Genomic DNA, 23,998 nt, shown 5'->3' with positions numbered 1-23,998 from the left:
CGCGGCGCAATAGCACGGGTTCAGCAATCAAGCAAACCTGTCGATGGGCTGGTCCACGCCATCAGGGTGGCTCAGTGGCCTCCCGATCCGAACCAGGGTGCCAAAAAAGCGAAATGATCGGGGAATTGCTGCACGGCCCCATCAAGCAGCATCTTGACCGCGACATAGAGGATGATGACCAGGCCGACATAGGCAATCCAGCGGTATTTGTGCAGCAGGCGCGCGACGAAGGACGCGGCAAAGCCCATCAACGCGATCGACAGCGCCAGTCCGACAATCAGCACCGTCGGATGGTTCATGGCCGCTCCCGCCACGGCAAGGACATTGTCGAGCGACATCGAGACGTCGGCAATGACGATCTGCCAGGCGGCCTGCGAGAAGGTCTTGCTTGGCCCCTTGCCGCCGACGACGCCATCCTTGTCGAAGTCGCCGTTCGACAGCGCTTCGGTGGCGTCGCGCTCGTCGTCGTGGCTGACACGCAATTCGCGCCACATCTTCCAGCAAACCCACAGCAAAAGCAGGCCGCCACCGATAAGCAGCATGGGACCAATGGTCAGCAGCCATTGCGTGATCAAGGCGAAGAAAATGCGAAGAACGGTGGCAGCCGCGATGCCGACAAGAATGGCTCGCTTGCGTTGGCTGACCGGTAGGCCGGCCGCCGCGAGGCCGATGACAATGGCATTGTCGCCCGCGAGGGCAAGATCGATGGCGATGACCTGAAGAAGAGCCGAAAAGCCCGCGGTGGTAAAAATTTCCATCGACCTGGAAGCCCTTCGTCGAGTGTTCGTCGTCGATCGTCCAAACGGGCCTAAAGGCATGGTCCGCTGGCGTCAAGTCGCGGCACCGGACAACGCTGGAAAACCATTTTCGTGGCGGTGGAACCACGCGAGATTCTCAACAGCCGCCGACTGCAGCCAGATGCCGGCGCGAGCCCGCGAGAACCTAATCGTACAGATTGTACTTCGCCCAGTCGGCTTCCGGGATCTCATCCCCGATCCGATAGCGGAGCTGGAGAACGTCCATATGGTCCGGCCCCGTCTGGCATTTGAATTTCAGCCGGTACCATTGTCCCTTGCTGCGGAACGCCGCACCGGGGCTCCGGATCGCGTCGGCGCTCATCTCTGGCGTCGCGAAGGCATATGCGACGACGCGGTCGGCCTTGAACTTGCGGTCGTCATGAGAGATGCGGTCGAGGATTTCGGCGTCGCAACGCTGTTCGAGGCGAGTTTGCGGGTCGAGTTTCAGGAGGCCGGCGCGCAGGGCGCTGTCCATGGCGCTGGCCGGAAAAGCCAGGGCCAAGGACGCCACGGCCGTCATACATAGTGTCTTCATGGGCGGGACTAGCAGCATGTTTTGTCTGAAAAATCAACCAACGGGCCTGGCAGGTTCCCGTGTTCAGGCGGTCGGCGCGTTCAAAATCCCGTGTCGTGTTTCATCGTCGGACGACCGCGGCCAACGGATCAGCGAGGCGTGAGTAACGCCGTCCCCAAGACTTGGCCGGCGCCAACCTGTTGTCGGAGAAACACCTTTGTGTCCTGGTCGAGATTCCGCCAATCGCAGTCGCACAATGCAGCTTCCATCGCATAGAGCGCGAGGATCGTCACATGCCGGCCAAATCGAAACTTCAGGCGATGATAGGCTTCGACCGAGCCGAGATTGCGCAAATCGTCGTCGGACACAATGTCGATTTCCGCCAACATCCGCGCCATCGCCGGGCCAAGGTTTCGCATGTCCTGGATGCGCACCATCACCATGCATCCCCTGGTTCGATCGGCAAATCCCACTCAAACTGACCGACGGCATAGAGCACGTTCACGATCATCCTGGCGAACTGTCCGGGGCCTGCGGCCAACGGATCAGCGAGGCACGGCCAGCGTCGGTGAGATCGTAGACGCCGCGGTCGACGCGCGCGAACCAGCCATAGACATTATGCAGCAGGATCTTTGGCGCAAGCGGCGTCAGCGCCTTCAGGTCGCGTGGGCGCTTGGGCCCGTCCGCCAACGCCGCGGCGCAGGCGAGGGCGCTCTGCCGGTAAGCGGTCATGATCGGAGTGCGCGATCCTCCGCCGGCGACAGGATCGCCGCGGCGGCGCTGGTGCTCGTCGACAAGGCGAGAACGCCGTCGCGCATTCTTGCGCGGCGCCACGGCGATCGGACTGAGAAGCACTTCGACCCGATCATTGGCGGTCACGCCAATCAGGCCGAAGCCGAGCCGACGGCAAAGGTTGCGGAACCTGGCATCGCTTTCGCGCCCCTTGCCACGCGCCGACATGCGCGCCGCCAGCCACACTTCATCGCAAGCGGCAGCACGGTCGACGCCCTGCAGAACCAGCTCGAGATTGAACTGCAGCTTCAACTCGCAGATGACGACGATCGGCGGCTCTCCCTCGCGCAGCGCGACGATATCGCAGCCGCCGATTTCGCCTTTCACGACGAAGTCGAGGTTTTCGAGGAAACGCTTCACCGGCGTATAAAGTGAGGTCTCGTTCATGCCGCAAGGCTTAGCCGATTCGACGTGAAAAGCCTCGCAGGCGAAATGATGTCTCGCGTGCATGCCCGGAGCTGGGACTCCGGAAACGGTGCGGCAGGGCTCAAGGATGAATTTTTTTGAGGAAGGCCAACAGCACGCGATTGAACTGGTCGGGACGCTGCAAGGGCGCGAAATGACTGACCTCGGGCAGCATGACCAATTCCGATCCCGGTATGCTGTGGGCCAAATAGATCGCGTGCTCGTCCTTGATAAACTCGTCGTGCTCGCTTTGGACGACCGCCACGGGCACGCCGATCTCTCCCAGGTCGGCGGCGCCATAATTGGGTTCGCTCTTCATCATCAGGCCGACAGCTTTGACAAACGCATCGAATTGACCTGGCGTGGCCGACAGCTCGGCATAGTCCTTTTTGTGCCGGCTGAAACACCGCTCGATGACCGGACTGGCCTCGAACTCCTTCGTGCCGCTGGGATCCATATTGCAGCCGAAGAAGAACACACCCGCGATGCGATCGGCGGCCTTCATGCCAAGGATCAGGGCAACGCAGGCGCCATCGCTCCAACCCACTGCGATAGCCTTGTTCAATTGCAGGCGATCCATCACCGCCAGGACATCCGAGGCCATCAGTTCGTATTTGTACGGCCGTTCGTCGCGGGTGCTGCGTCCATGGCCGCGGCTGTCGATGGTGACGGCCTGATAGCCGTTCTTGACCAATGACGGGACCTGAAATCCCCAATTGCCGCTATGGCCAAGGCCACCATGCAACAGGATCACGGGATAACCCGTCCCAAACGTCGCGTACCAGATCTTTGCGCCCTCGTGCTCCACCTGGCCTTCGTTCGCCGCGGCCGGCAAAGGAGCGGCGCCGTGCGCTTCGAATTTCGTGAGGTCGTCGTCGCGATAATCCATGCCGAAACCAGCCTCGTGGCAAATTGCGCAGGACCTACATTTATCGCCGGCGCCCGCCGACACCAACCCACGAAGGAATTTCTGCTGCCATCAGCCGACACGACAAGTGGGGTTGTGTTGCCGCCATGAACGCCGTTCGGCGCGAAGCAGCCACATCGGGCGGCAACAGCTGCGGTCAATATCTGCCGTCAGCCTTTGCTCTCCGGCGCTGCCCGATTCGATCGTTTCCTGCGGCGCAGCAGTGGATAGCCAATCTGCCCGAAGTAGCTGGAAGGGACCGGATCATCGACGCCATACTTCTCAGGCACTTTGTTGCCTGTCGCATTATAGGTGCCGAACACCACGTCGAGGAGGGGCAACTGTCCGGCGAAGTTCTTGTCATAGGCTTCGCGCTGGTTGGCATGGTGCCAGCGATGGAACTGCGGGCTGGCGATAAGCCACTTCAAGGGGCCGAACGGAATTCGCAAGTTCGAATGAACGAGCAGAGTGTGCCAGAAGTAGATGACGGAAAAGACCCCGATCGAAGCTTCGGAAAATCCGAGAAAAAAGATCGGAGTCAGCGAAATTGCCTTCGTGATTATGGAGTCGACGGGGTGAGAGTGGAATGCACCGAGCCAGTCCAGTTCCTCGATGCCGTGATGGACCGCATGGAACTTCCAAAGCGCGGGGATTTCGTGAAACGCACGGTGTGCCCAGTAGACACCTGTATCGGTAATCACGATGATTTCGGCGACCTGCAGCCAGATTGGCTGGCCGCCGATCGCGTGCGTTACCGATTGCGGGACCAGCATTGCAGCGGCTTCGAGCGTGTTCGCCGCGATCAGGACTACTACTGCCTTTACGACGAGGCCGTTGAACAGCACATAGATCAGGTCGACACCCAAGCCGTTGCGCAGGATCTTCTGCGGTCGCTCTGCAAACAGATGCTCGAACGGAATGAAGATCAGCGCGCAGATCAACAGCCCCTTGATGCCAAAGATATCCATTCGACCGCTATCGCCTTGCCTTTGGCCAGCGCCACCCGCGCTTCAGTTTCGAACAGAACCACATTTCTCCTTTCGAAAGGCTTGATGCCGGCGGCCTGTGTCACGCTCACGGCTTCCCACGCAATCGCCGGGTGTCACATCCGTGTCGCAAGCTGGCGCTACTTGGTCGGCGCGCTTGTCGAACGCAGCGCAACGCGCGTCCTCCCAGGACTAACCCCTCCGGTCCCTGCCGGCGGGGTTTTTCATTTCCAGAACCATATTGTCGGTCGCGAGTTGTCCTTGCTATTGTGACATTGCGGTCAGCACAGGGACGCCCATCATGGACGCAAGCGAAATGAGTGCGATCGGCGACACTCTCATGAGGATCGTCACGCCCGACATGTCTCCCAAGCAGCTTGTCAAAGCTGCCCGGAAAGCGCACCCCAAGGCCTCCAAGAAGGACATTGCGAGAGCAGCCTTCTTCTCGATCATCGTGAACGCGGACCAGGACATCGGCAAGGCCAGGAACCTGCAGGCATTTGCCATCGCGGAGCGCACACAGCAATCGGACTGAGCAAGTCGGCGCCTTGGCGTTGGACTTACTATCGCTGCGCGATCACGCTTCATCGCCGGGGATAGGCCGCCCGGCAGACTGACATGACGGTATCGCGCAGCCAACGATGGGCCGGGTCGGCGTCCATGCGAGGATGCCATATCGCCGATATCTTGAACTCCGGAATGGGAAGCGGGAGCTCGAAGCTCTCGAGACCCGCCGTGACGGCATGGTCGCTTGCGCCGGCGTTGCCGAAACACGAGCGCGGCACGGTCGCGACCAGATCCGATTGGCGCACGATCCGCATTGCATCGGGGTACCCGGGCACGACAACCACGACGGTGCGTCCAAGGCCAAGCTTCACCAAGGCTCCATCGATCGGCTCGACGACATTTCCTTCCCGTGATGCCACCACATGCTTGCAGGCGGCGTAGCGTTCGGGCGTCACACAGGCGCCCATCAGAAGCGGGTGTCCGGCCCGGGCCACGCCGACATATTTGTCGTGGAACAGGAACTGGGTGCGTATCTCGGGCGCGGACGTTCCAAGCAAACCGATCTCCAGATCGATGAGACCTTCCCGAAGCGGACGCGCGTCCTTGTCGGGCTTGGGTGCGAAGCGCAGGCGAACACGGGGCGCCGCACGGGTGACCGCAATCACGACCGGGCCGGAAAGGAATTCCAGGAATGCTTCGCTGGCGCGAATGGTGAATGTCAATTCGAGCGTGGCCAAGTCCAGGCGCATGTTTTGCGGCCGAAGAACAGCTCGCACATCCCGGCTGAGCTCATGGACGCGATCGCGCAATTCCGTGGCGTGGGGCGTGGGCACAAGCCCGCGTCCGGCCCGGACGAGCAGCGGGTCGCCGGTGGCAGCGCGAAGTCGCGTGAGCGTCCGGCTCATCGCCGAGGTGCTCAAGCCGAGCCGGCGGGCCGCCCCCGTCACGCTGCCTTCGGCAAGCAAGACGTCCAGCGCCACGAGAAGGTTCATGTCCACATTGTCCATGGCACAGCCTTATCGCAGCTGTTCTGGCAGACATAGCGCCGGATGCAACCATAGTTTGAATTTGGCGCGTCTGGCGCGGGGCTTCCGCTTGCCCATATCTGCGGTCACCCAGCAAACGAAAGAGATTGCCCAATGTCCGCAGACGTTCTGAACACCCCATCAGGTACAGCCCTTCTTATCGGCGCATCGCGCGGCCTCGGCCATGCAATGGCGGCCGAGTTCCTCAGGAAAGGCTGGCACGTCGTTGGCACGATCCGGGCAAGCGGCGGCCGGACCAAGCTGCACGATCTCGCGGATGAGTTCGACGGCCGGCTCGAAATCGAGACGGTCGACATCTGCGAGCCCGATCAGGTCGCGGCCTTGCGCGACCGGCTATCCGGCAGGGCATTCGACATAGTGTTCGTCAATGCCGGCGTGACAAACAACCCGTGTGAAACGATCGCTGATGTGGCGACCGACGAGTTCGTTCGCGTGATGGTCACAAATGCACTCAGCCCGATGCGTGTCCTCGAGAGCCTGGAGCCATTTGTCCCGGCGACCGGTCTGATCGGCGTGATGTCGTCCGGGCAGGGCAGCATTTCCAACAACGAAACAGGTCAACGTGAGGTCTACCGCGGCAGCAAGGCGGCGCTGAACATGTTCATGCGAAGCTTCGCGGCCCGTCATGCCGCAAAATCGCGTGCCATGGTGCTGATGGCGCCCGGATGGGTCCGTACTGAGTTGGGCGGACCAGAGGGACGGCTGAGCATCGAGGAAAGCGTGCCCAGCCTTGTGAACGTCCTGCTTGCCAGGCGGGGAACCCCGGGGTTGACCTATGTCGACTATCTCGGCCGCACCGTCCCCTGGTGATATAGGCCCGCCAAGCGGAACGTCGCAAACGTCACCGGCACCGCACGATGGTTCTGGAGAAAGAGGGACAAAGGTTCGGGCGTCGGCGCTCAATCCTTAAGCGTCGGTCCTGTGCGGAAAGTGCAGGCGTCTGAAAGCCTACATGTTGCTGGCGGCGTGATGCTGCGGCGGAGCCGGTCTGTTCTTGGCGGGCCGGGGTTTGATGTGAACCGGCCGATCGGCGAGTGTTTTCACTATCGGCGGCATCACGCGCTGCTTGGCAGCTACGCGCTCGCGTTTCACCATCTTGGCGACAAAGCTCCGCACTTCAAACATAAAGGGCTCCTCCCAGATGCCCTCCCGCGAGTCCATCGTACGCCTGCTGAAGGCCAACCGCATCTAGATTCGGCATGGTTAAGCCGCCTCCCTGCCTTTGCTGCCGCTCCTCGCCCTCACCGCGGCGCTGGCCGTCGTCGGCGCCCCGCTGCTGCACTGAAAGGAAACACGATCCCCCAAATCAAACCTGCATATTTGCAGGTTTAGCTCGGCTGCTCAGGTGCCCGGACTTTCTTCGTCTGTGGCGGAGGACTTTCTTCGTCTGTGGCGGAAAAGTCACGCAACCCGGATAATGCGGCGCTTCAACTGCTGCGCGCTTATTATCCAACCAGGCGAGGCGTATCGTCATCGAGGGTAAAAGGGGGCCACCCTTGACCGCACGCGTTTCATTTCCTCCCATGAACTAGCGCCCGCTGCGCAAAACGTGGCGGGCGTTTTCTTGATTCAGGGGCGTCAAGGCCCGGCGGGGTTCGGCTTCCGGCCCTTTTCATTTTGCCAAATCTCAGCCAATAGGAACATATTCCGCGCGTGGCGATTTTCTCATTCCGAGGCCGCACCTCGCCCAAAACCATTGCCGATGCGATTCGTTTTACGTCACTTGCGGCATCCCAAGTGCAAACATTCCGTCAAGTTCGACCTTGAGGCGCTAGGCGCCCGCCTGGGGCTTGAGCACGCCCATGCACGATGACTTGGTGAAGATGTTCCGGTGCGAGTGCAAGCAGGCGGGCAGGGACCGCGCCCAGTCGTGGCCGCAGGCGGGCTGAACTCGATGTCGAGCAAGCTGTCAAAGTGGAGGCTGCCGAGGAGGCGCGCGCGCAAGCGAACGTATTGCGAGCACTCGCTGCGCTGACCGTAAAGGATTCGGCGGGTCCGACACTATCAAAAGTTGGCGGACAATAACTTAGACGTACCTGCCCCCTGAGCCGCCGAACGCAACAGGGGGCATTGCTCCTGAAGCGCACGCTTTCTCGACTGGCCATTTTATGATATTTAGCATTTCGATAGGAATTATCGCACGCTAATCGGGAGTAGATTTAGAAATGCCTGAAGAAGGCGACAGTACAGGCGAAAATCGATACCGATCTAGGCTGGCATTGCGCCTGCGATACCAGCCATATTCTCATTTCATAGCTTGTAATTCATGCGGCGTTTGCCTCGGATCTTCGGTCCGGGGTTTTTCGCGTTCGCCTGATAAAATCTGATAGGTACCGCCATGGAATTCCTTGCAGATCCAAACCTCTGGATCGGCCTCACAACCCTTATCGTTCTGGAAGTCGTCCTCGGCATCGACAATCTCGTCTTCATCGCAATCCTCGCCGACAAGCTTCCTCCGCATCAACGAAACAAGGCAAGACTGCTCGGCCTGGCGCTGGCGCTCGCCATGCGCATCGTATTGCTGTTCTCGATCTCCTGGATCGTAACACTGACGCAGCCGCTATTCAGTGTTGCTGGCCTGTCATTCTCAGGGCGTGATCTCATCCTGATCCTGGGCGGCGTGTTCCTGCTCGCAAAGGGCACGATGGAACTCCACGAGCGGCTAGAGGGCTCGCATCGGCCCAAGGAAGGCAAGGTCGTTCACGCCGTCTTCTGGCAGGTCATCGTTCAAATCGTCGTGCTAGACGCCGTTTTCTCACTCGACAGCGTGATTACCGCCGTCGGCATGGTTGATGAGCTCTGGGTGATGGTCACAGCCGTCTGCGTGGCGATGGCGGTTATGATGGCGGCATCGAAGCCGCTCATGGCCTTCGTGTCGAAGCATCCGACCGTCGTCGTCCTGTGCCTCGGTTTCCTTCTGATGATCGGTTTCAGCCTGGTGGTGGAGGGTTTTGGCTTCCATGTCCCGAAGGGCTATCTGTATGCGGCCATCGGCTTCTCGGTTCTCATCGAGGCAGCAAACCAGGTCGGGCGTCACAATCGGGAAAAGCGCATAACGACCGGCGATCTTCGTGAGCGCACGTCAGCGGCGGTGCTGCGCCTTCTTGGCGGCAGGGTGGGTGAAGAACCGCTGGGTGAGACCGTGGACGTGATTGCCGAGCAGGTCGCGCATGGCACCCTCTTCAAGCCCGAGGAGAAGGAGATGATCCGCGGCGTGCTCGGTCTCGACAATCGACCGGTCAGCTCAATCATGTCGCCGCGCAACGAGGTCGAGTGGCTCGACTTGAACGACGAGCCATCCGAGCTTCAGACAGCGATCTGCAAGCTGACGCACAGCCGCGTCATTCTTGCCCGTGACAGGGTCGACGAGTTCGTCGGCGTCGCGATCACGAAGGAACTCCTGAACATGCTCATCGACGGGAGATCGATCGACTGGACACGCGTCGTCCGACAACCGGTGATCGTCCACGAAACCACCAACGTGCTGAAGGTCATGGAGCAGCTGCGCCGCTCGCCGGTCCAGATGGCGATGATCGTCGACGAGCATGGCTCGCTCGAAGGGATCGCCACGCCAACCGACATCCTTGAGGCGATTGCCGGCGAATTCCCTGACATCGACGAAGAAGCGGCGACACTCGAACGCCAGGATGATGGCTCATGGCTGGCTGATGGCTTTGTCGACATTCGCCAGTTCAGCGGCGCGATTGACCGCGATTTCGTCGACGATACAAACCGCTACTCCACCCTTGGCGGTTACATCCTCACGCAGTTGGGCCACCTGCCGGCGGCTGGCGAAACGCTGCAGGTCGACGGAATGAGCTTTGAAGTGGTCTCACTCGACAAGCGAAGTATCGGTAAGGTTCGTGTCAAGGATCATGAGGATGCCTGGGGTCAAAACGGGCGTCCTTAAATTGTGGCCAGCACCTCAGCGACGAGTGGGGCCATAGCTTAAGAGGCCCCGCCGCCCCTCTCTAGAGCCGTCAAAGACGGTCATTGCGGGAGGCACCAACGGCGGCGGCCGCTCGCACCTGCACCCTGAGATTCCGCGCACCCTGAGCGTCAGGGAATGCGCGCGGCTTCAGACCTTTCCCGACGACTACGCCTTCGTCGGGCCGACGGCTCGGCAGTTCGCGCAGGTCGGGAACGCGGTGCCTCCGGTGCTCGCAGCTGAGGTCGCCACACAGTTGCTAAAGACATACTTCTGAACGCCTGATTCTCGCGGTCATGGGAATTCATCCCCAACTGGCTCGAATCGGGCCTCGGTGCAACAGGATAGCTGTTGCACTATTGTTGCAGTAGCATCCCGAAATGTTGCAGGGAGTCCGCTTCAGGGTTGTGGGTTCGTCAACGAATTTTGCGTAGACAAACCAACAGGTTGTGGCGGAGGGAGTGACCTTAAGTTGGCCTAGTCGTGACTAGTCGCTATTAGCCAACCTGTTGATGTCGCTATGTTTTGCTTAATCGTAGCTATTCAACTGATCTGTCGGACGGCTTCTAACGGTTAGTACGGCCATCGCCATCTAACCAAAGGACGCTCCGCACATGGCAACCAAAATCGACACTCTCAATCGCGAACTCCGTAACCGCATTAAGGCAGGCAAACCCAATCTTTGGTCGCACGGCAACGGCTTGTGCTTCGCGCTCGCCAAGAACGGAACGGCGTCATGGGTTATCCGCTACACCGTCAACGCTAAGCGCCGCGTGATGACGCTCGAACCGCATTCGGACCCGATCAGCGACCGCAAGCTGAAAGAGCTTGAAATGGTCGCGCTCGAATATCGCGACAAAGTGAAAGCCGGGATCGATCCGCTCGCAATGCGCGAGGCAACCGCGAACCGTTCGAAAAGCGCTTCCGGCGATACGTTCGAAACTTTCGCCCGCGACTACATTGCGCAGCATGAAAGCGATTGGAAAAACGAGAAGCATCGTCAGCAGTGGGATAACACGCTTAGTCAGTACGTTTATCCCAAGATCGGACGGGCGCTACCACACGAAATCAGCGTTGATGACGTGTTGTCCGTTTTGCAGCAACCGCACATTCGGCGCGGCAAGAAATTGCCGTTGTGGGATGCCGTGCCGGAAACCGCATCGCGCGTCCGGATGCGCATCGAAACGATCATTGCCGCCGCGAAGTCCAAGGCACTCGGCAGCGCCAACCCTGAAACCAAGGCTTTGTGGAAGGACCATCATAACCCTGCAAAATGGGAAGACGGTTTGCAGCACTGGCTGGGCAAAAAGGGAAAGCAGTTCAAGGGCAATTTCGCAGCAATGGCTTTTGCGGACGTTCCGGCCTTTGTCCAGGAGTTGCAGACAAAGGCCGACTATTCAGCAAAGGCGCTCATGCTGACGATCCTTTGCGCAACCCGCACGTCGGAAACGTTGAACGCGGTCTGGACGGAATTCGACCTTGAAGCCGCAACGTGGACCATACCAGCGGCGCGGATGAAAGCCGGTGTCGAACACCGCGTTCCGTTGTCGAGCGCCGCAATCACTCTGTTGAAAGGTCTGCACCGCATCGCTGACCATCCGTATGCTTTTCCGGGTGCGAAGCGCAATCAACCGCTTTCAAATATGGCAATGCTAGAAAGTCTCCGTGGCATGAGAGACGGATTGACCGTTCACGGCTTCCGCAGTGCATTCCGCGATTGGTGCAGCGAAACAACGTTGCATCCAGATACTATCGCCGAAATGGCTCTTGCGCACACCATTAAAGATCGGACCGTAGCCGCCTATAGGCGCGGCGATGCCTTTGACCGTCGCAAACAATTGATGCAGCAATGGTGCGATTATCTTTTGGTTTCAAACGACAATTATAAGCAAGAATGGCAACGACTAATCGCATAGATCAATAGTCTGTGGACAACTATTTCAAGCGGCCCGTTAATCCGGGCCGTTTTGCTTGACTATATCCGCATAGTCATGCTCCGCTCCGGTTTGCCGCCTAGATCGGATGATCGGCGGCGCTAGGGCGCTGGATGGTGCCGTGCAGCGAGCAAGACGCTGTGAACCGCAGGTGGACTGCCTGCAATAATCCCGGCAACCCAGAGATTTTGAAAGGCCCGTTCGCTATGAACGACATGACCATCCTGACGCGCGATCAGCTTTGCGCGAAACTCCTGATATCCGACACTACACGCCAACGGCTCGAAAAGACGGACCCGGCGTTTCCACGCAAGCTGCACGTTTCCGTGCGCAAGGTCGGCTACCTTGTCAGCGACGTACAGGCGTACATCGCCCGCCAGCACCAAAAAGCAGCATGATCGTTAGTAAAAGCGGTTAGATGGCGATTTTTGCGCCCGGCACCGCTGCCAAATGTGCAGTATTTTCAGCAATTTATTTGAAACAGGTTCGACAGAGCCATGCTCCGCCGAACTCAAATAAAAAGCCCGGCAGGCCGTGCGAAGCCTCACCGGGCATAGGAATAAATGCAATGACCGCTTTAACACCGCCTGCGCCAGCGGGCAACCGCGCCGTTAATCTTGCCCGCCACGGCTACGCGGTTTTTCCCCTAACGAACAATAAGCTGCCTTTTGCTAATGAAACCGTTGCGAGCGTCCTTGGCATACCGGCGCCTCCAAAAGGGCAAGGCGGCGTTTGGCTGGCGACACGCGATGAAACGGCAATAGCGCGCCTCTGGACGGCCTTCCCCGCCGCGCTGATCGGAATTGCGACTGGTGCGCCATCTGGCGACCTGATCGCCCTGGACGTTGATCGGAAGAACGGGCGAGACGGGTTGCATACGCTTGCCATATTGGGGCTGCGCTTGCCGACGACGGCTTGGCAGCAAACCACTTCGGGCGGCTATCACTATCTTTATCGCGGTCCAGCCGGGCAGGGGTTGCCGACCGATGCGGGCCAGTTAGGCGAGGCATTGGACCGGCGGGGCGATGGCGGGTACGTGGTCGATTACGGCTTTGATCTTGCCACACCACTTGCCATCGCACCGGAATGGCTGTTGGCAGGCGCTAGGGCACTCTCCGGCGGTGATCGAAAGCCATTCGGGACAGACTGCGCACCCACATTCGCCGATGCCCATGCTGCGCTGTTTAGCATCGACAACCCGGAGCAGTACGACGATTGGCGCAATATCAGCGCGGCATTCCGGCAAGCGGCGACCGGCCTTGTTCACGATGATCTTGTGCGGATGATGTGGGATAGCTGGTGCGCACAGTGGCCGAAAAACAACAAAGCCGAGAACCAAAAGCTTTGGCAATCATTCGACGCCGGGACGCAACTCGGCTGGCGACGACTTCACCGCGAGGCATACGGGCGACCGCCGCAGCCGGACGCCACGGCACTGTTCAATGGCGCGACGTACCAACTGCCGCCCGGAGCGTCCTCCGCGCCTCGGCGGCCGACATTATCAACGTCAAGCCGCGCAATCGAGGCAATCTTGAACGACGCGGCGAAGTTGACGCCGGAAAATGCCGATGCGATCACGATTCTATGTAGAGAAGCCGGGGCGCTTCCACCGATCCACCGCGATACCGTGTTGAACGCAATTCGCACCACGACCGGCATTAGGATTGCCACGCTTCGCGCTGAAGCATCGCAGACGACCGACGACACCGAAGCGGATCACCTAGCGCTTGCAAGGATGACACTCGCAGCCGTGGGCGTTGAGAACGTGATCCATGCCGAACATCACTTTTGGACATGGGAAGGCCGAGGCGTTTGGAACAAGCGCGACGATATCGCGATCAAGAAGTGGGTTCAGACAACGCTTGAGGCAAACAGCTGCGGCGTTACCGCGCCAAAGGTCAACGGCGTGACCGACGTTCTCCGTAACGAGATTTACCGACCCGATCACACCTTCAACATCGGCAATCCGGACGTAGTGAATTGCCTGAATGGCGAATTGGAATTGAGAGACGTCGGTTGGACGCTACAGCCGCACCGACGCGAGCACTACCGGACAACCCAAATCCCGGCTGCCTATGATCCAAGCGCTACCGCGCCAATGTTTCTCGCGTTCCTCAACGATGTGTTCCGCGACGATCCGGACAAGGATCACAAGGTTTGGTCGCTGTTGGAATTGACTGGCTACACGCTAATGAGCCATGCAAAGCATGAACGCTTCGTTATGCTGATTGGCGGCGGCGCGAACGGAAAAAGCGTGCTACTTTCGGTAGTCGAATCGTTGTTGGGAACGAAGAACGTAGCCGGTGTTCAACCAAGCAATTTCGACAATCGCTTTCAACGCGCACACCTTCACCAGAAGCTTGCCAACATCGTAACGGAGTTGAAGCAGGGCGAGATAATTGCCGACGCCGAATTGAAGGCGATCACAAGCGGTGAATTGACTACGGTTGAGGATAAGCAAGGTCATCCGTTCGAAATGCGCGCCTTTGCGACGTGCTGGTTCGGCACCAACCACCTTCCACATACGCGAGATTTTTCGGACGCGCTGTTCCGACGTGCCACCATTATTGCGTTCAACCGGACTTTCAGTGAGCCGGAACAGGATCACAACCTAAAGACCAAACTAGCCGCAGAATTGCCGGGAATTCTCAATCTCGCGATCACCTGTTACGCCAAGGCAACCATCAACGGGTTTATGGCACCACCATCATCCATTGAGGCGAAACGAAAATGGCGGATGGAAGCCGATCAAGTCGCACAGTTTGTGGACGAACAATGCGTTGCCGATCCGCTAGGCATGGTGGCCGTGGATGAAGTCTATCGCGTGTTCTCTGAATGGGCGCGGCGATCCGGTGTGCGCCAGATTGTGGGCAAGCAGATGATGGGCGACCGACTGGAAAAGCTGCGGTTCCCGCGCAAACGTTCAAATGGAAGTTGGATTACCGGGCTGACCCTACGGGCGGCTGCGAACTTTGGACCACCACCGATCACAAACGGATAGCGAGAAATGAATTCAGAAGAATTGAGCAATATCGTCAAGCCGATCATCAAAGGAATGGTGCGATCGTCAAAACAAAATGACCACTCAAATAGCCCCGACCGTTGGCAAATTCGCTTTGATCTGGCGTTACCTACCGGGGAGCAAATTCATGTTTCAGCATGGTGTGACCAACGTCTTGAAGATGGAGCATCCATAGTCTTGTTGAATCCCACAGACGGCTTGCTACAAGAGAAACTTAGCGCAAGCACCCACTACGGAGGTCCAACGTTCAAAGAGATCGTGGCGAAGCGCTGTGACATTGCTTTGCAAACATGGTTTGAATTTTACACAGACAAAAGCGGTAATCCGGTAAAAGGCCAAGGCGCCGACAATTTCGCAATTTTGGAGCGATATACTCGGCGCGAAGCGAGGTGAAACGAATGAAGATTCAAGAGACATTGATAGCATGGACGCCGGCTTTTGAGGCTTGGCGCAACAGCAAGGCAAACACGTTCGGCCAAATCAAAATCGGTCCGCTGATCAAAGAAGGCAATCGAGATTGGACAGCGGGCTATGTCAACACGGGCGGCGCGGCCTACACGACATGGCGCAAGGCGAACGACAAAGAAGCGATCTTTCAGCTTCTGCTACTGTTTCGCACCCTTGTGGTGCAGGACAAGCTTGACCCGATGGTGGTGCATCACGAGTTTATCAAGTTGCCGCAGTACCGTGAAATTGACGGCATGCACACCGACGAAGAAGGCAATTTTTTCTATCCGTAAGGCCAGAGGACGCCTTGCCTCTTTAGCTTCTATAATTTGCCGTGATTTTTTGTGCAATTTCTATTGGACAGCTTGGACAGCTTTTTTTCAACTCTATGCGTATGAGAAAGGGTAAGGGTATCACCATACCCATATCCGTGTTGCTCCTATAGAGAAGGATAGCGAAAAGCTGTCCAAGGTGTCCGCGCTAATTAAACGTTGCTGCGCCGTGGCGGAGATATCGTCCGCCTTGCTAGTGCCGTTAAAGCTCTGAAATCCCTCTCGATTGAGATGGATGCTTTTTCTCTGCTAACCACCGGACTATCCACTTCACGGTTTTGATGGTCGTTTGCGACGGATTGTCGTTGTGATCGCGGTCGAATTGGCACAAGTAAATTTGCGTTGGCGTCGTAAGTAAATTTGCGATTGAATTTGCTACAATCTGTAGATGTGGATATCCATTTAAACAAATGTAATTGTCAAAACTTGTTCTGCTTGACGGCTACTTACTATCCTGTCAATTCTTCACTCGCAAAGCCAATAGGAGTGAAGACCAATGCCAGCATATCTTGAACTGAAACCCTTCGAAGACACGTCGAACGTTGGCATCACCGTGAGCCGCGATGATGGCCGCAACGGTTCGTTTGTTGTCCGGAAGTCACTCGAAAACAGCGAAGTGCTAGGCCCGGACGTGCGGCGACTGCGTGAGACTGCCAGTAACGCAGCGGCGGTCGCTTCGGCTCAAATTGCTGATCGAAGCGCGGAAGGATGGAAAAAAGAGTTTCCCGCGACTATTCGCCCGCTCGCCACCCCGTGGCAGCAGTTGCAAGGCGCGGCGGTGAACAGAATGCGGGAACTGGATACGCGCCGCGCCGACCTGCTTGCCAACCGGCCGGCAATCCCGCTCAACGCTAGCGAAGGCGAGAAACTTCGCCTTACGTTCGGCCATGAGGTCCGGGCCGCACAGACGGTTAATTGGTTGGCCGACAAAAAGCCATCTGACCTATTGGCCGCTGCGCTCGGCAATCGTGAACTCGGATCGTTGATCCTCTCGAATCCGTCGCTTCGCGAAAAGCTGCCCGGCGATCTTGCCGAACGGCTCGAAACGGACGTGATGGAACAGGCGTTGACCGGTCAAGTCGCCGCCAACTTCAAGGTGAAGCCATCATATGAAGCGCCGCTAGGCGATGGCCCCGACATTACCGCCGCGTCTGCGGCAGCACGGCAGGCGATGGCCGCATTCGATGCGTCACGCAACGAAATTGCCGGTGTGGAAATGGTGCTGAAATCCGCGGTCGATTTCGTCGCGATCCTTGGCGATATCTCACGGGCCGAAGCGTTCGGGATGCTCAACGGATGACGCCCGCTTTGCTCCCTTCCGTTGTGATGTTGCCGATCTCGCCCACCATCGAAATTGGACATTTGCGCATAGCCTTGGGCGGTCTGTCGCGACAGTTATTGTCGCTGTGGCGGCGCAAATATCGCTTTCCCGAAAGCTGGCAGGAAGGCAGGACAACGTGGCTCACATCAACGGACGCTGTGTCGGATTGGCTGCGAAGCCAGGCCGTTACCGTCCGTCGTCTCTGAACCGCTTAAAGCCGATAAATAAACGGGAATTGTGATGGACGGCAAGGACAAGCGCACGGGAAGGTTCCTACCCGGCAACAAGCTTGGTGGCAGAGCGCCCGGAGCGATCTCGCACCGCCGCAGAGCTTTGGAGCATCTTACCAAGCATGGCGAGGCGATCATCACGACAGCCATTACCGCAGCGCTTGGTGGAGATACGCAATTGCTGTCAGTGCTGGTCAAGATGCTCGTTCCTACGGGTGGCATACCAGCCATGATCCCGAACGGCGATCCAATCGCAGCGTATTCGGAGGGCGAGATTAATAGCGCCGAACTCCGCCAGCTAATGACATCTGTTGAGAAGGCAAGAGCATTGGACGCCGCTTTCAAGGATGCCGACGACGCTCCACGCAACGCGCCCGTTTTGCCTGCGGATATCAGCGAAGAAAACGCGGCGGAAATTTACCGGCGAATGCTCGATACGCCATGACAACGCAACGTGAAACAGTCGCGATCCCGTCCAACTGCGCATTCGTTGATGAAACCTTTGCTGCTTCGATCTTCGAATGGAGCATGGATAGGCTTTATCACATGCAGTCCTTCAATTCATTTCCGATCCCGATCCGATGCGGAGAATTGTTGGTCATAAGGACCGACCAGATCGCGATTTGGGCGCGCAACCGACGCTATGGCGTCAAACGGTATGCAATTAAACCCATACGGAGCAACGACCCATGAACATCGTATTTTTCCGCAACGCCAAGCTCGAAGCCGAGACATTAGACGGGCGGTTGATCAATCTCTGCAATCTCAATTCGCCGGGAAAGAGCAATCTTTCCGACAGTATGCCGCTCGAGCGCGGTCGGCTGGCGATTGTCTTTGATGTTGATGACCCTAGCGTCAACCCGTCAATCGATTTTGATGGTCCCGGCGATCTCAGCCGCAACAGCATTGACGCTAAGGAATAGAGCAACAGCAATGAACATCGGAACCGAAGCCTATCCCAACACGATCGCCGTTCACGTGGTCCCCATGGACTGCATTGTCCAGCTAGAGGCAGGACGGATTAAGGACACTTACACGCGTGTTCGCAGCATGATTGCGCCCGTCGCCGGCAAGCTCGGGTTTCACGGCAGTTACAGCGAGCTTTCCCATTATGACGATGTTCGCGGGACTTTGGAGCTTTGCGACAAAGACGTGTTTGCGATCATATCGCATTACCGCTGCAAGTTTCCGCACCTGACCATCCGGCAGTTTCGCCTTTCAACCGCGATGCTTTTCGGCATGGGCGACGACGAATTCGGGGAACAGTGGAAGCGTAGCCTTATGCGCATTCCCGACCGACTTGAACCGGCCGGCTCTGCTTGCGGGCAACAGTTCTATAGACCGCGCATTGCCGGGCGCAGCCTCGCAGAGTTGCATGGCGAAGACACCCTGAAGCTTGTACATCTTCATTGACCAGAGCAGCAAAGGCGCGAGCCAGGGCATCAGCAGGAGTGATTTCGCCGGTGCGTCCCGCCATCGCTTCGCTTGAGGCGGGCGTGGGCTCAATCGCTAGACGGCGCAATGCTTCCTGCGTGCGCTACCAGTGCGACAAGTTCGTCATGTGTAGTTCGTTGCCGCCCATTCATGACGCGATCCCAATCTTCGTGAACGATATCAAAAACATATCTCTCTTCGGGATTGCTCAGCTCTTTATCGTTAAGTGCCCTGAATGCGTCTTTGTTACTGTTAACCTCGACAAATTTCGTGAATATACTTTGAATGCTCAGGTCAAACGCTCGGTTCCCATATCGGCGATCACCTTGAACTGGAAATGAAAAATTGCTCGGGATATTTGCAACAGCGCCGCGCCAGCTTGCGTTGCCGCTCTGATAATATGCGATCGCCAGAGGCAGTAATAGTGTCATATCGATTGCACGTTTATGCGGCCAAGCAATGGCCGCGTTTTCAATCAGTTTCAGAACTCGTTTGATATCTCTGGCTTTCAATTTGTAAGCATCAAAGCCCAATTGGAGGAATTTCTCCACGTTTTCGTCCGGTGCACGCAAACCGTATGGCGCTATTTGTCGAGCGTTGACCGAGACAAACTGTGAAATATCGGGAGTGGATAACTGATAGGTGATTTCAAAGAATCTTTTTAGATAAGCAAAACCGTTAAAGCCCGCTCCATAAAGTCCGGAAATGCTATGTCTTAATTGGTCGGAATTTGTCGCAAAGACGAACGCGATGTTCGGCGCGCCGAACAAGTGCTTCACCCTCTCTAGTAAGGCTATGGCGTATGAGGGGCGGCACCGATCTAGCTCGTCAACGATGACATAGAAGGGCAAGGCTCTGTCGCTGCCTATTGCGGCGACAGCGTTGGTCAAACGCATCTGGAACTCATCAGCGGCTTTGCGCTTCTCGTTGAAACGGTCGATTACTTTTTGGGTGCCCTGATCAATTACGCTCTCAACTTCAATTGTAATTTTCTCGGTGCCCGACTTAACAAGCTCTCCTATAAAGCTCGGGGCGTCTGAATCTCCCGCAATTTCCGGATCGCTCCTTAAAAGCTCCTCGATCTCCTCACCGACGTATTTTCTCACGACCGTTTTCGCTACGCCCGAGACAACTCTTCCTAAAACCGGGACAGCACCCCGCTTGACGCCCTTCCACGCGCTCTGAATTGCACCCTCTTTCTTGACGAAAGGAGCAATCGCTTCGTCAATTGCCGCCAGCACCGCAACGAAAGGATCATCAAGATAGTCATCACGCCACGCATTGACCCTTGCAACCACGTGGCCGGAATTACGAAGTTGCTCCGCCAGACAATCTACGAAGAAGGACTTGCCCGCCCCCCAGTCAGCATCAATGTTGATGGCAAATGATCCACGTGTGCCGTCCTGCAATCGGGTTCGCACCTGCCCAGCTATGAATTTTTCCAAAAAGTCAGCATCGCCACGCCGTTTAAGTAGATCGTTTTTCCAGATTTCGTCCAGATCAGCCATGCCAACCCCGCTTTTTGTGGCGCTCAATCTCGCAAACCAGTGCCGCGTGAGTAAACTGTGTTAGATGGGATGCGTGTGAGCAGCAACACCCAAACCGACGACAAATTCCCAACGAAAGGTTAGTGGATTCGGTTAGTCGCTTTGGAAAGCGACTAACAATCAACGAGTCAGGGGGAGGGGTTCTCCGTCCGGCGATTTGCGCTTAAGTTTCGGGCGGTTCTGCAACATATTGGAGGGGGATGCGGAAATGGGTTGGCTGCCGCGTGTGGCGCTCGGCGTCGGATTAGTGTTAGCTGGCAGTGCGGGAAGAACTGATGCAGCGGATAAGGGTTGGGCACAGCTATTCCTCTGCGCGGTGACTGCAATGAGCGACGACGCAACTAAGGACGGCAGCGTTGCGTTGGGTGACAAGATTTTAATCGCGGCGAACACTTACCTTGAGGCCACATTGACCGAAGTTTACCCCAGAGGATGGGGCTTTACGCGCGAGTGCAACGCAACTGGCGATGTGCTGATTTGTGACTTCCCCGGAGTTCCGACAGGTCGCAAGATTGTCTTCCAAAGGAATCTGCCGAAGTTAACGCAACCGTGGGGCTGGAAGGACGGTTACATCGAAAGCGATTGCAAGCCCTATCAGCTTTAAAGGTCGCAGAGCCTAGCGGGCGTCGCCCCGTTGATGCACATTCGCAACCCGCAATATGCCCAGTGGCAGCAATACTTGGCGTTGAGAACCGTTGCGCCGTTCCTTTGACCAAGGTTCGCGGAACCTAGCCCAACGCCGAACGACAAGGACGCCGCCGTGTAAATGGAAATTTCTGCGGCACAAAGCTCTACGGTGAGATTGGCAAGACGATATGAAACTCGACCCCAAAGGATTGGATGCTGCTGTCAAGGCGATGTATGATCATCAAGTTGGGGTAGCCAAGACCGCCGTCGATCAGACGAAATTTGACTCGTCCGCTATGCCAAATATCTTTCGGCGTCTGCACACAGAATCTGAGACCTCACAGGTTCTTGTCGTTTCATCATACATCGAAGATCGGGTTACAAACCTTTTTCAGAATCAGTTGATTGACCTAGGCTCCGAAGCTGCAAAAGAGCGAATATTTGGAAGCAACGGCCCACTAGGCACGTTTGGGGGCCGCATCACCATGGCTTATCATTTAGGTTGGCTAACTAAGGGTACGGTCGATAGGCTGAACAATTTCAGAAAAGTCAGAAACATTTTTGCGCACAGGGCGTTTAGCGCGTCCTACTCCGATCAGCGAGTAAGAGACTTGTTTGTCCCATTGGTTAAGGCGCTAGATTTGTTTGACACAACCTCCGTGGTCGCCGCGATTGAAGTCGACAACAGACAGGGAGTAAGACGTATAGCTGAGGCAACGGAACCCGAACGTTATCTCTGCAGTTTGGCACTGCTCTCCGGAGACGTTTTTCGAGAATTGCTGGTAATGCCCGAAGCAGTTCGGCACCGTGTCAGTCCAAGAGATATCGCTTCAAATTTCGATGCCCAGCCTCAGGTGCTTGCCGAACTGCTGAGGAATATGATTCGCAGCGCGTTAGAAATTCTGCTTCCCGCCGATCAGCCCAGATTGATCCAATAGAGGCAACCCTCTGAGGCACGCCTATTTTTGGCTGATTTCCGGCGCACATTCGACAAGGCGACGGACGCCTGTTTTCACACGAAAAGAGCGCGACAGAAGGCAATGGATAACCACACTGGTTAGTAGGTTGGTTAGTTGGTCACTAATTAAAAATCGCCAAACCCTATGGTTTCCTAGCGTTTCAGGGGTTGACTTGGCGGAGGGAGTGGGATTCGAACCCACGGTGAACTTGCGCCCACGCCGGTTTTCAAGACCGGTGCCTTAAACCGCTCGGCCATCCCTCCAAGTAGTTACAAACGCTGCGCTTTTTTGATTCCGCGTCCGGTCGAGAAACACCGGCTGCTGCGCACTTTGCAACTATTTGCCTTTTTTCGATCTGCTTATAGCCGCCTGCGACGCGACGTCAACTTGCTCCGCTGCGTCGGCCTGCATTCCCGGCATCACATGGGAATAAACGTCCAGCGTGATTTTGATGTTCCAATACCCCTAGGCGCTCACAGCACGCGCCGCGAAACAGAGACCAACATTGGAACCAATCCACTGTTGGTCTGCTGTCTCCGCAGCATGGAAATGTCCCCTCAACTCCTAGCCAAAGTCCGCTGCCCGAGGCAGCGGGCTTTCTTGTTTTTGGAACCCGAGCCTCCCTTCCTTGTTTCTGGAGAGAACTAAAGGAGGCGCATATGGAACCGAAGTCATCACGCGACGTGCCAGGTCCAAAGCCCCGCAAGGACAAAGACAGGGACACCCTAGAGGCTGTCGTCAAAACGCCCGAGAAGACGAACAATTGGGATCATGATGCCGTGCATGGAGATGGCGATACGATCGACATGCGGCCTGAGCTGGGCGTGGAGTCGAAATAGCCGACCCCGCCGCCCATCGTTAACCTATGCTGGCCTCGAACAGGCCCGCTACCGTTCCTCGGTAGCGTTAGCTCACGCCTTGAAACCTCTTTGCCGCTTCTCACGTGTTAAGAGATAGCTTGGGTTTCCAACGCTCCGGCTATGTCCCTTGATTCATCCCTGGGGATGCCCGGCGGGCTTTTTGCATCTGGTGGCGGGAAGGCGACCGACGCAGCTCGGTGCAGACCAAAGCGCGGTCGTTGTGGGCCGATGGCTCGGTATCGTCCGATGTGCCGGTGATCAGGCTAACTGCCGATCGAAGCCGGGGATTCAAGGAGCGCTGCAAACAAAGATCTTATTAGGGAGAACCGTTTCGCTCTATTTGCAACAACTGCAGTAACAGTTGATTCAACCATTGCTGGTATCTTCAGGCTAGTATGGTGGCGGCTCCGACAGTGCGGCGGGGGCTGTGTTGCCGGAGCCGCCTGCGCAGTCCGGATGGGACTAGACCGCGCTGTCTCAGAATAGGACAGCGCGGTCAACGATCCGTTAATTTTTGCGATCTCGCAGGCCGGGTGGGCATCAGCCGTTATCCCTCAGCTTCTCGACCGTGGCGACGATTGATACCGCCAGCGTTTCGGCCTTATCCAGAGGGCTTGGTTGCTAGTTAGGATCGCCTGCCCTCGATCCTCCGTGGGATCCGCCGCCGGCGTTGTCAGAGTGGCCTCGCTCGAACAGGAACTGAGTATGGACCTGACCGGGAGGGCCGGGTTGAGGATGACCCGGCGGGCCGGCGTGGGGGTGGTTCTTGTCCCCCCCACCGTTGCCAGGACGTGATCCGCCTGATTTGGCAATCGCCTTGGAATTCAAGCTGGTGCCGAGCAGGAGGGTTACAGCCGGCGGCGTAACCGCAGCGAAACGCCCCGCCTTTTTAAGAAAGTCCCGGCGCGCCTGAGATTCCGATACAAGGCCCTGGTCGAGTTTCGAGCCGTTTGTGTTCTGGGTCGACATGTATAAAGCCTCCAATTCAACACTACCGTACCATTCGCAGCATCGGCCGCCAGCAAGCTAATGGGCTTAGATGGGTGTATGAAAGAAGTAGAATTCTTAGAAGAGAATTCCGCCCGCGCCGGTCCCGCCGGTGCCATGCATTACGGAGGTTGGTTTTTTCTACTTTTTAGCCATAGCTAACGGAACCAAAACGTTCAAAGTCTATTGAATTGGCTGTTGTGTAAGCGTTGCGTTGTTGAGTTCTGGATTGAGCCTATCATTCGGTAAGCCGATGTTGCCCGCCCTCGGGGAGAAGCCTCCCGAGGGCGGCGACTGAACAGCCCTTCCTGATGAGAACTACCAAATGTCACACGCACAGACGCGACGCGCTCCGCGCTCGCGGGTGCGATCACCGCTGCTCCTGGCCTTGGAGCCGCTACGGCGGCTTTCCGACG

At 57.2% G+C, this 23,998-nt stretch carries 26 protein-coding genes and 1 tRNA gene; 16 read left to right on the top strand and 11 right to left on the bottom strand.

The genetic code is table 11. From position 1 onward, the window contains the following. Positions 1–71: 71 nt before the first annotated feature. From O7A70_RS10125 to O7A70_RS10100, 6 genes are all read right to left on the bottom strand, one after another. Positions 72–758, bottom strand: coding sequence for a TerC family protein (locus O7A70_RS10125; protein ID WP_140505329.1), 687 nt, complete (start codon positions 756–758; stop codon positions 72–74). Between the two features lie 184 nt (positions 759–942). Continuing rightward, positions 943–1,350 carry a DUF930 domain-containing protein gene (locus O7A70_RS10120; RefSeq protein ID WP_032935075.1) on the bottom strand — a complete coding sequence of 136 codons (408 nt, stop codon included), beginning with the start codon at positions 1,348–1,350 and terminating at the stop codon, positions 943–945. Between the two features lie 110 nt (positions 1,351–1,460). Then, positions 1,461–1,748 (bottom strand): TfoX/Sxy family DNA transformation protein, encoded by a 288-nt coding sequence (locus O7A70_RS10115; protein ID WP_337140267.1) that lies wholly within the window; start codon positions 1,746–1,748, stop codon positions 1,461–1,463. Between the two features lie 70 nt (positions 1,749–1,818). Then, positions 1,819–2,490 carry a DUF2161 domain-containing phosphodiesterase gene (locus O7A70_RS10110; RefSeq protein ID WP_337140266.1) on the bottom strand — a complete coding sequence of 224 codons (672 nt, stop codon included), beginning with the start codon at positions 2,488–2,490 and terminating at the stop codon, positions 1,819–1,821. A 100-nt stretch (positions 2,491–2,590) separates the two neighbouring features. After that, positions 2,591–3,397, bottom strand: coding sequence for an alpha/beta fold hydrolase (locus O7A70_RS10105; RefSeq protein WP_337140265.1), 807 nt, complete (start codon positions 3,395–3,397; stop codon positions 2,591–2,593). A 188-nt stretch (positions 3,398–3,585) separates the two neighbouring features. Then, the gene (locus tag O7A70_RS10100; RefSeq protein ID WP_337140264.1) at positions 3,586–4,383 is read right to left on the bottom strand and encodes a sterol desaturase family protein; all 798 of its coding nucleotides are present in this window, start codon (positions 4,381–4,383) and stop codon (positions 3,586–3,588) included. A 319-nt stretch (positions 4,384–4,702) separates the two neighbouring features. Here O7A70_RS10100 and O7A70_RS10095 point away from each other — a divergent pair, with 319 nt between their 5' ends. Beyond that, a complete protein-coding gene (locus O7A70_RS10095) occupies positions 4,703–4,936 on the top strand; it encodes a hypothetical protein (protein ID WP_337140263.1) in 234 nt (77 codons plus the stop codon). Between the two features lie 49 nt (positions 4,937–4,985). Here O7A70_RS10095 and O7A70_RS10090 read toward each other — a convergent pair whose 3' ends face one another. Continuing rightward, a complete protein-coding gene (locus O7A70_RS10090; protein WP_337140262.1) occupies positions 4,986–5,915 on the bottom strand; it encodes a LysR family transcriptional regulator in 930 nt (309 codons plus the stop codon). A 132-nt stretch (positions 5,916–6,047) separates the two neighbouring features. Here O7A70_RS10090 and O7A70_RS10085 point away from each other — a divergent pair, with 132 nt between their 5' ends. After that, complete coding sequence (locus tag O7A70_RS10085; protein WP_337140261.1) at positions 6,048–6,764, top strand: SDR family oxidoreductase; 717 nt, start codon at positions 6,048–6,050, stop codon at positions 6,762–6,764. A 138-nt stretch (positions 6,765–6,902) separates the two neighbouring features. Here O7A70_RS10085 and O7A70_RS10080 read toward each other — a convergent pair whose 3' ends face one another. Next, on the bottom strand, positions 6,903–7,079 hold the full coding sequence (locus tag O7A70_RS10080) for a hypothetical protein (RefSeq protein ID WP_337140260.1): 177 nt from the start codon (positions 7,077–7,079) through the stop codon (positions 6,903–6,905). Between the two features lie 1,201 nt (positions 7,080–8,280). Between O7A70_RS10080 and O7A70_RS10075 the strand changes: the two genes are divergently transcribed. From O7A70_RS10075 to O7A70_RS10025, 11 genes are all read left to right on the top strand, one after another. Next, the gene (locus tag O7A70_RS10075) at positions 8,281–9,864 is read left to right on the top strand and encodes a TerC family protein (protein WP_337140554.1); all 1,584 of its coding nucleotides are present in this window, start codon (positions 8,281–8,283) and stop codon (positions 9,862–9,864) included. 82 nt (positions 9,865–9,946) lie between these two features. Beyond that, positions 9,947–10,159, top strand: coding sequence for a DNA cytosine methyltransferase (locus tag O7A70_RS10070; protein ID WP_442921178.1), 213 nt, complete (start codon positions 9,947–9,949; stop codon positions 10,157–10,159). A 337-nt stretch (positions 10,160–10,496) separates the two neighbouring features. Beyond that, on the top strand, positions 10,497–11,798 hold the full coding sequence (locus O7A70_RS10065) for a tyrosine-type recombinase/integrase (protein WP_337140259.1): 1,302 nt from the start codon (positions 10,497–10,499) through the stop codon (positions 11,796–11,798). Between the two features lie 224 nt (positions 11,799–12,022). Then, complete coding sequence (locus O7A70_RS10060) at positions 12,023–12,214, top strand: helix-turn-helix transcriptional regulator (RefSeq protein WP_337140258.1); 192 nt, start codon at positions 12,023–12,025, stop codon at positions 12,212–12,214. A 20-nt stretch (positions 12,215–12,234) separates the two neighbouring features. Next, positions 12,235–14,817: a phage/plasmid primase, P4 family gene (locus tag O7A70_RS10055; protein WP_337140257.1), complete on the top strand. Its 2,583-nt coding sequence runs from the start codon at positions 12,235–12,237 to the stop codon at positions 14,815–14,817. A 6-nt stretch (positions 14,818–14,823) separates the two neighbouring features. Beyond that, complete coding sequence (locus O7A70_RS10050) at positions 14,824–15,231, top strand: hypothetical protein (RefSeq protein ID WP_337140256.1); 408 nt, start codon at positions 14,824–14,826, stop codon at positions 15,229–15,231. A 5-nt stretch (positions 15,232–15,236) separates the two neighbouring features. Continuing rightward, positions 15,237–15,578, top strand: coding sequence for a hypothetical protein (locus O7A70_RS10045; protein WP_337140255.1), 342 nt, complete (start codon positions 15,237–15,239; stop codon positions 15,576–15,578). Positions 15,579–16,113: 535 nt separating this feature from the next. Next, on the top strand, positions 16,114–16,917 hold the full coding sequence (locus tag O7A70_RS10040; protein WP_337140254.1) for a hypothetical protein: 804 nt from the start codon (positions 16,114–16,116) through the stop codon (positions 16,915–16,917). Positions 16,918–17,178: 261 nt separating this feature from the next. Next, the gene (locus tag O7A70_RS10035) at positions 17,179–17,613 is read left to right on the top strand and encodes a hypothetical protein (RefSeq protein ID WP_337140253.1); all 435 of its coding nucleotides are present in this window, start codon (positions 17,179–17,181) and stop codon (positions 17,611–17,613) included. Between the two features lie 244 nt (positions 17,614–17,857). Beyond that, positions 17,858–18,091 carry a hypothetical protein gene (locus O7A70_RS10030; RefSeq protein WP_337140252.1) on the top strand — a complete coding sequence of 78 codons (234 nt, stop codon included), beginning with the start codon at positions 17,858–17,860 and terminating at the stop codon, positions 18,089–18,091. Between the two features lie 10 nt (positions 18,092–18,101). After that, positions 18,102–18,581 carry a hypothetical protein gene (locus O7A70_RS10025; RefSeq protein WP_337140251.1) on the top strand — a complete coding sequence of 160 codons (480 nt, stop codon included), beginning with the start codon at positions 18,102–18,104 and terminating at the stop codon, positions 18,579–18,581. 89 nt (positions 18,582–18,670) lie between these two features. On the opposite strand, the gene O7A70_RS10020 is transcribed toward O7A70_RS10025, so the two are convergent. Next, positions 18,671–20,110 (bottom strand): KAP family P-loop NTPase fold protein, encoded by a 1,440-nt coding sequence (locus O7A70_RS10020; RefSeq protein WP_337140250.1) that lies wholly within the window; start codon positions 20,108–20,110, stop codon positions 18,671–18,673. A gap of 247 nt (positions 20,111–20,357) precedes the next feature. On the opposite strand from O7A70_RS10020, the gene O7A70_RS10015 reads away from it, so the two are divergent. Beyond that, positions 20,358–20,753: a hypothetical protein gene (locus O7A70_RS10015; RefSeq protein ID WP_337140249.1), complete on the top strand. Its 396-nt coding sequence runs from the start codon at positions 20,358–20,360 to the stop codon at positions 20,751–20,753. A gap of 211 nt (positions 20,754–20,964) precedes the next feature. Then, on the top strand, positions 20,965–21,714 hold the full coding sequence (locus tag O7A70_RS10010; protein ID WP_337140248.1) for a hypothetical protein: 750 nt from the start codon (positions 20,965–20,967) through the stop codon (positions 21,712–21,714). A 194-nt stretch (positions 21,715–21,908) separates the two neighbouring features. Here O7A70_RS10010 and O7A70_RS10005 read toward each other — a convergent pair. Next, positions 21,909–21,998, bottom strand: a tRNA-Ser gene (locus O7A70_RS10005). A 396-nt stretch (positions 21,999–22,394) separates the two neighbouring features. Between O7A70_RS10005 and O7A70_RS10000 the strand changes: the two genes are divergently transcribed. Next, entirely contained in the window at positions 22,395–22,574 is a 180-nt protein-coding gene (locus O7A70_RS10000; RefSeq protein ID WP_337140247.1) for a hypothetical protein, read from the top strand. A gap of 642 nt (positions 22,575–23,216) precedes the next feature. Here O7A70_RS10000 and O7A70_RS34185 read toward each other — a convergent pair. After that, positions 23,217–23,564, bottom strand: coding sequence for a hypothetical protein (locus O7A70_RS34185; RefSeq protein WP_442921174.1), 348 nt, complete (start codon positions 23,562–23,564; stop codon positions 23,217–23,219). Positions 23,565–23,998 lie beyond the last annotated feature (434 nt).

Origin of the sequence: Mesorhizobium sp. Cs1299R1N1 (genome assembly GCF_037179655.1) — a bacterium.
Taxonomy (GTDB): Bacteria; Pseudomonadota; Alphaproteobacteria; order Rhizobiales; family Rhizobiaceae; genus Mesorhizobium; species Mesorhizobium salmacidum.
This window is presented reverse-complemented; position numbering and strand designations above follow the sequence as displayed.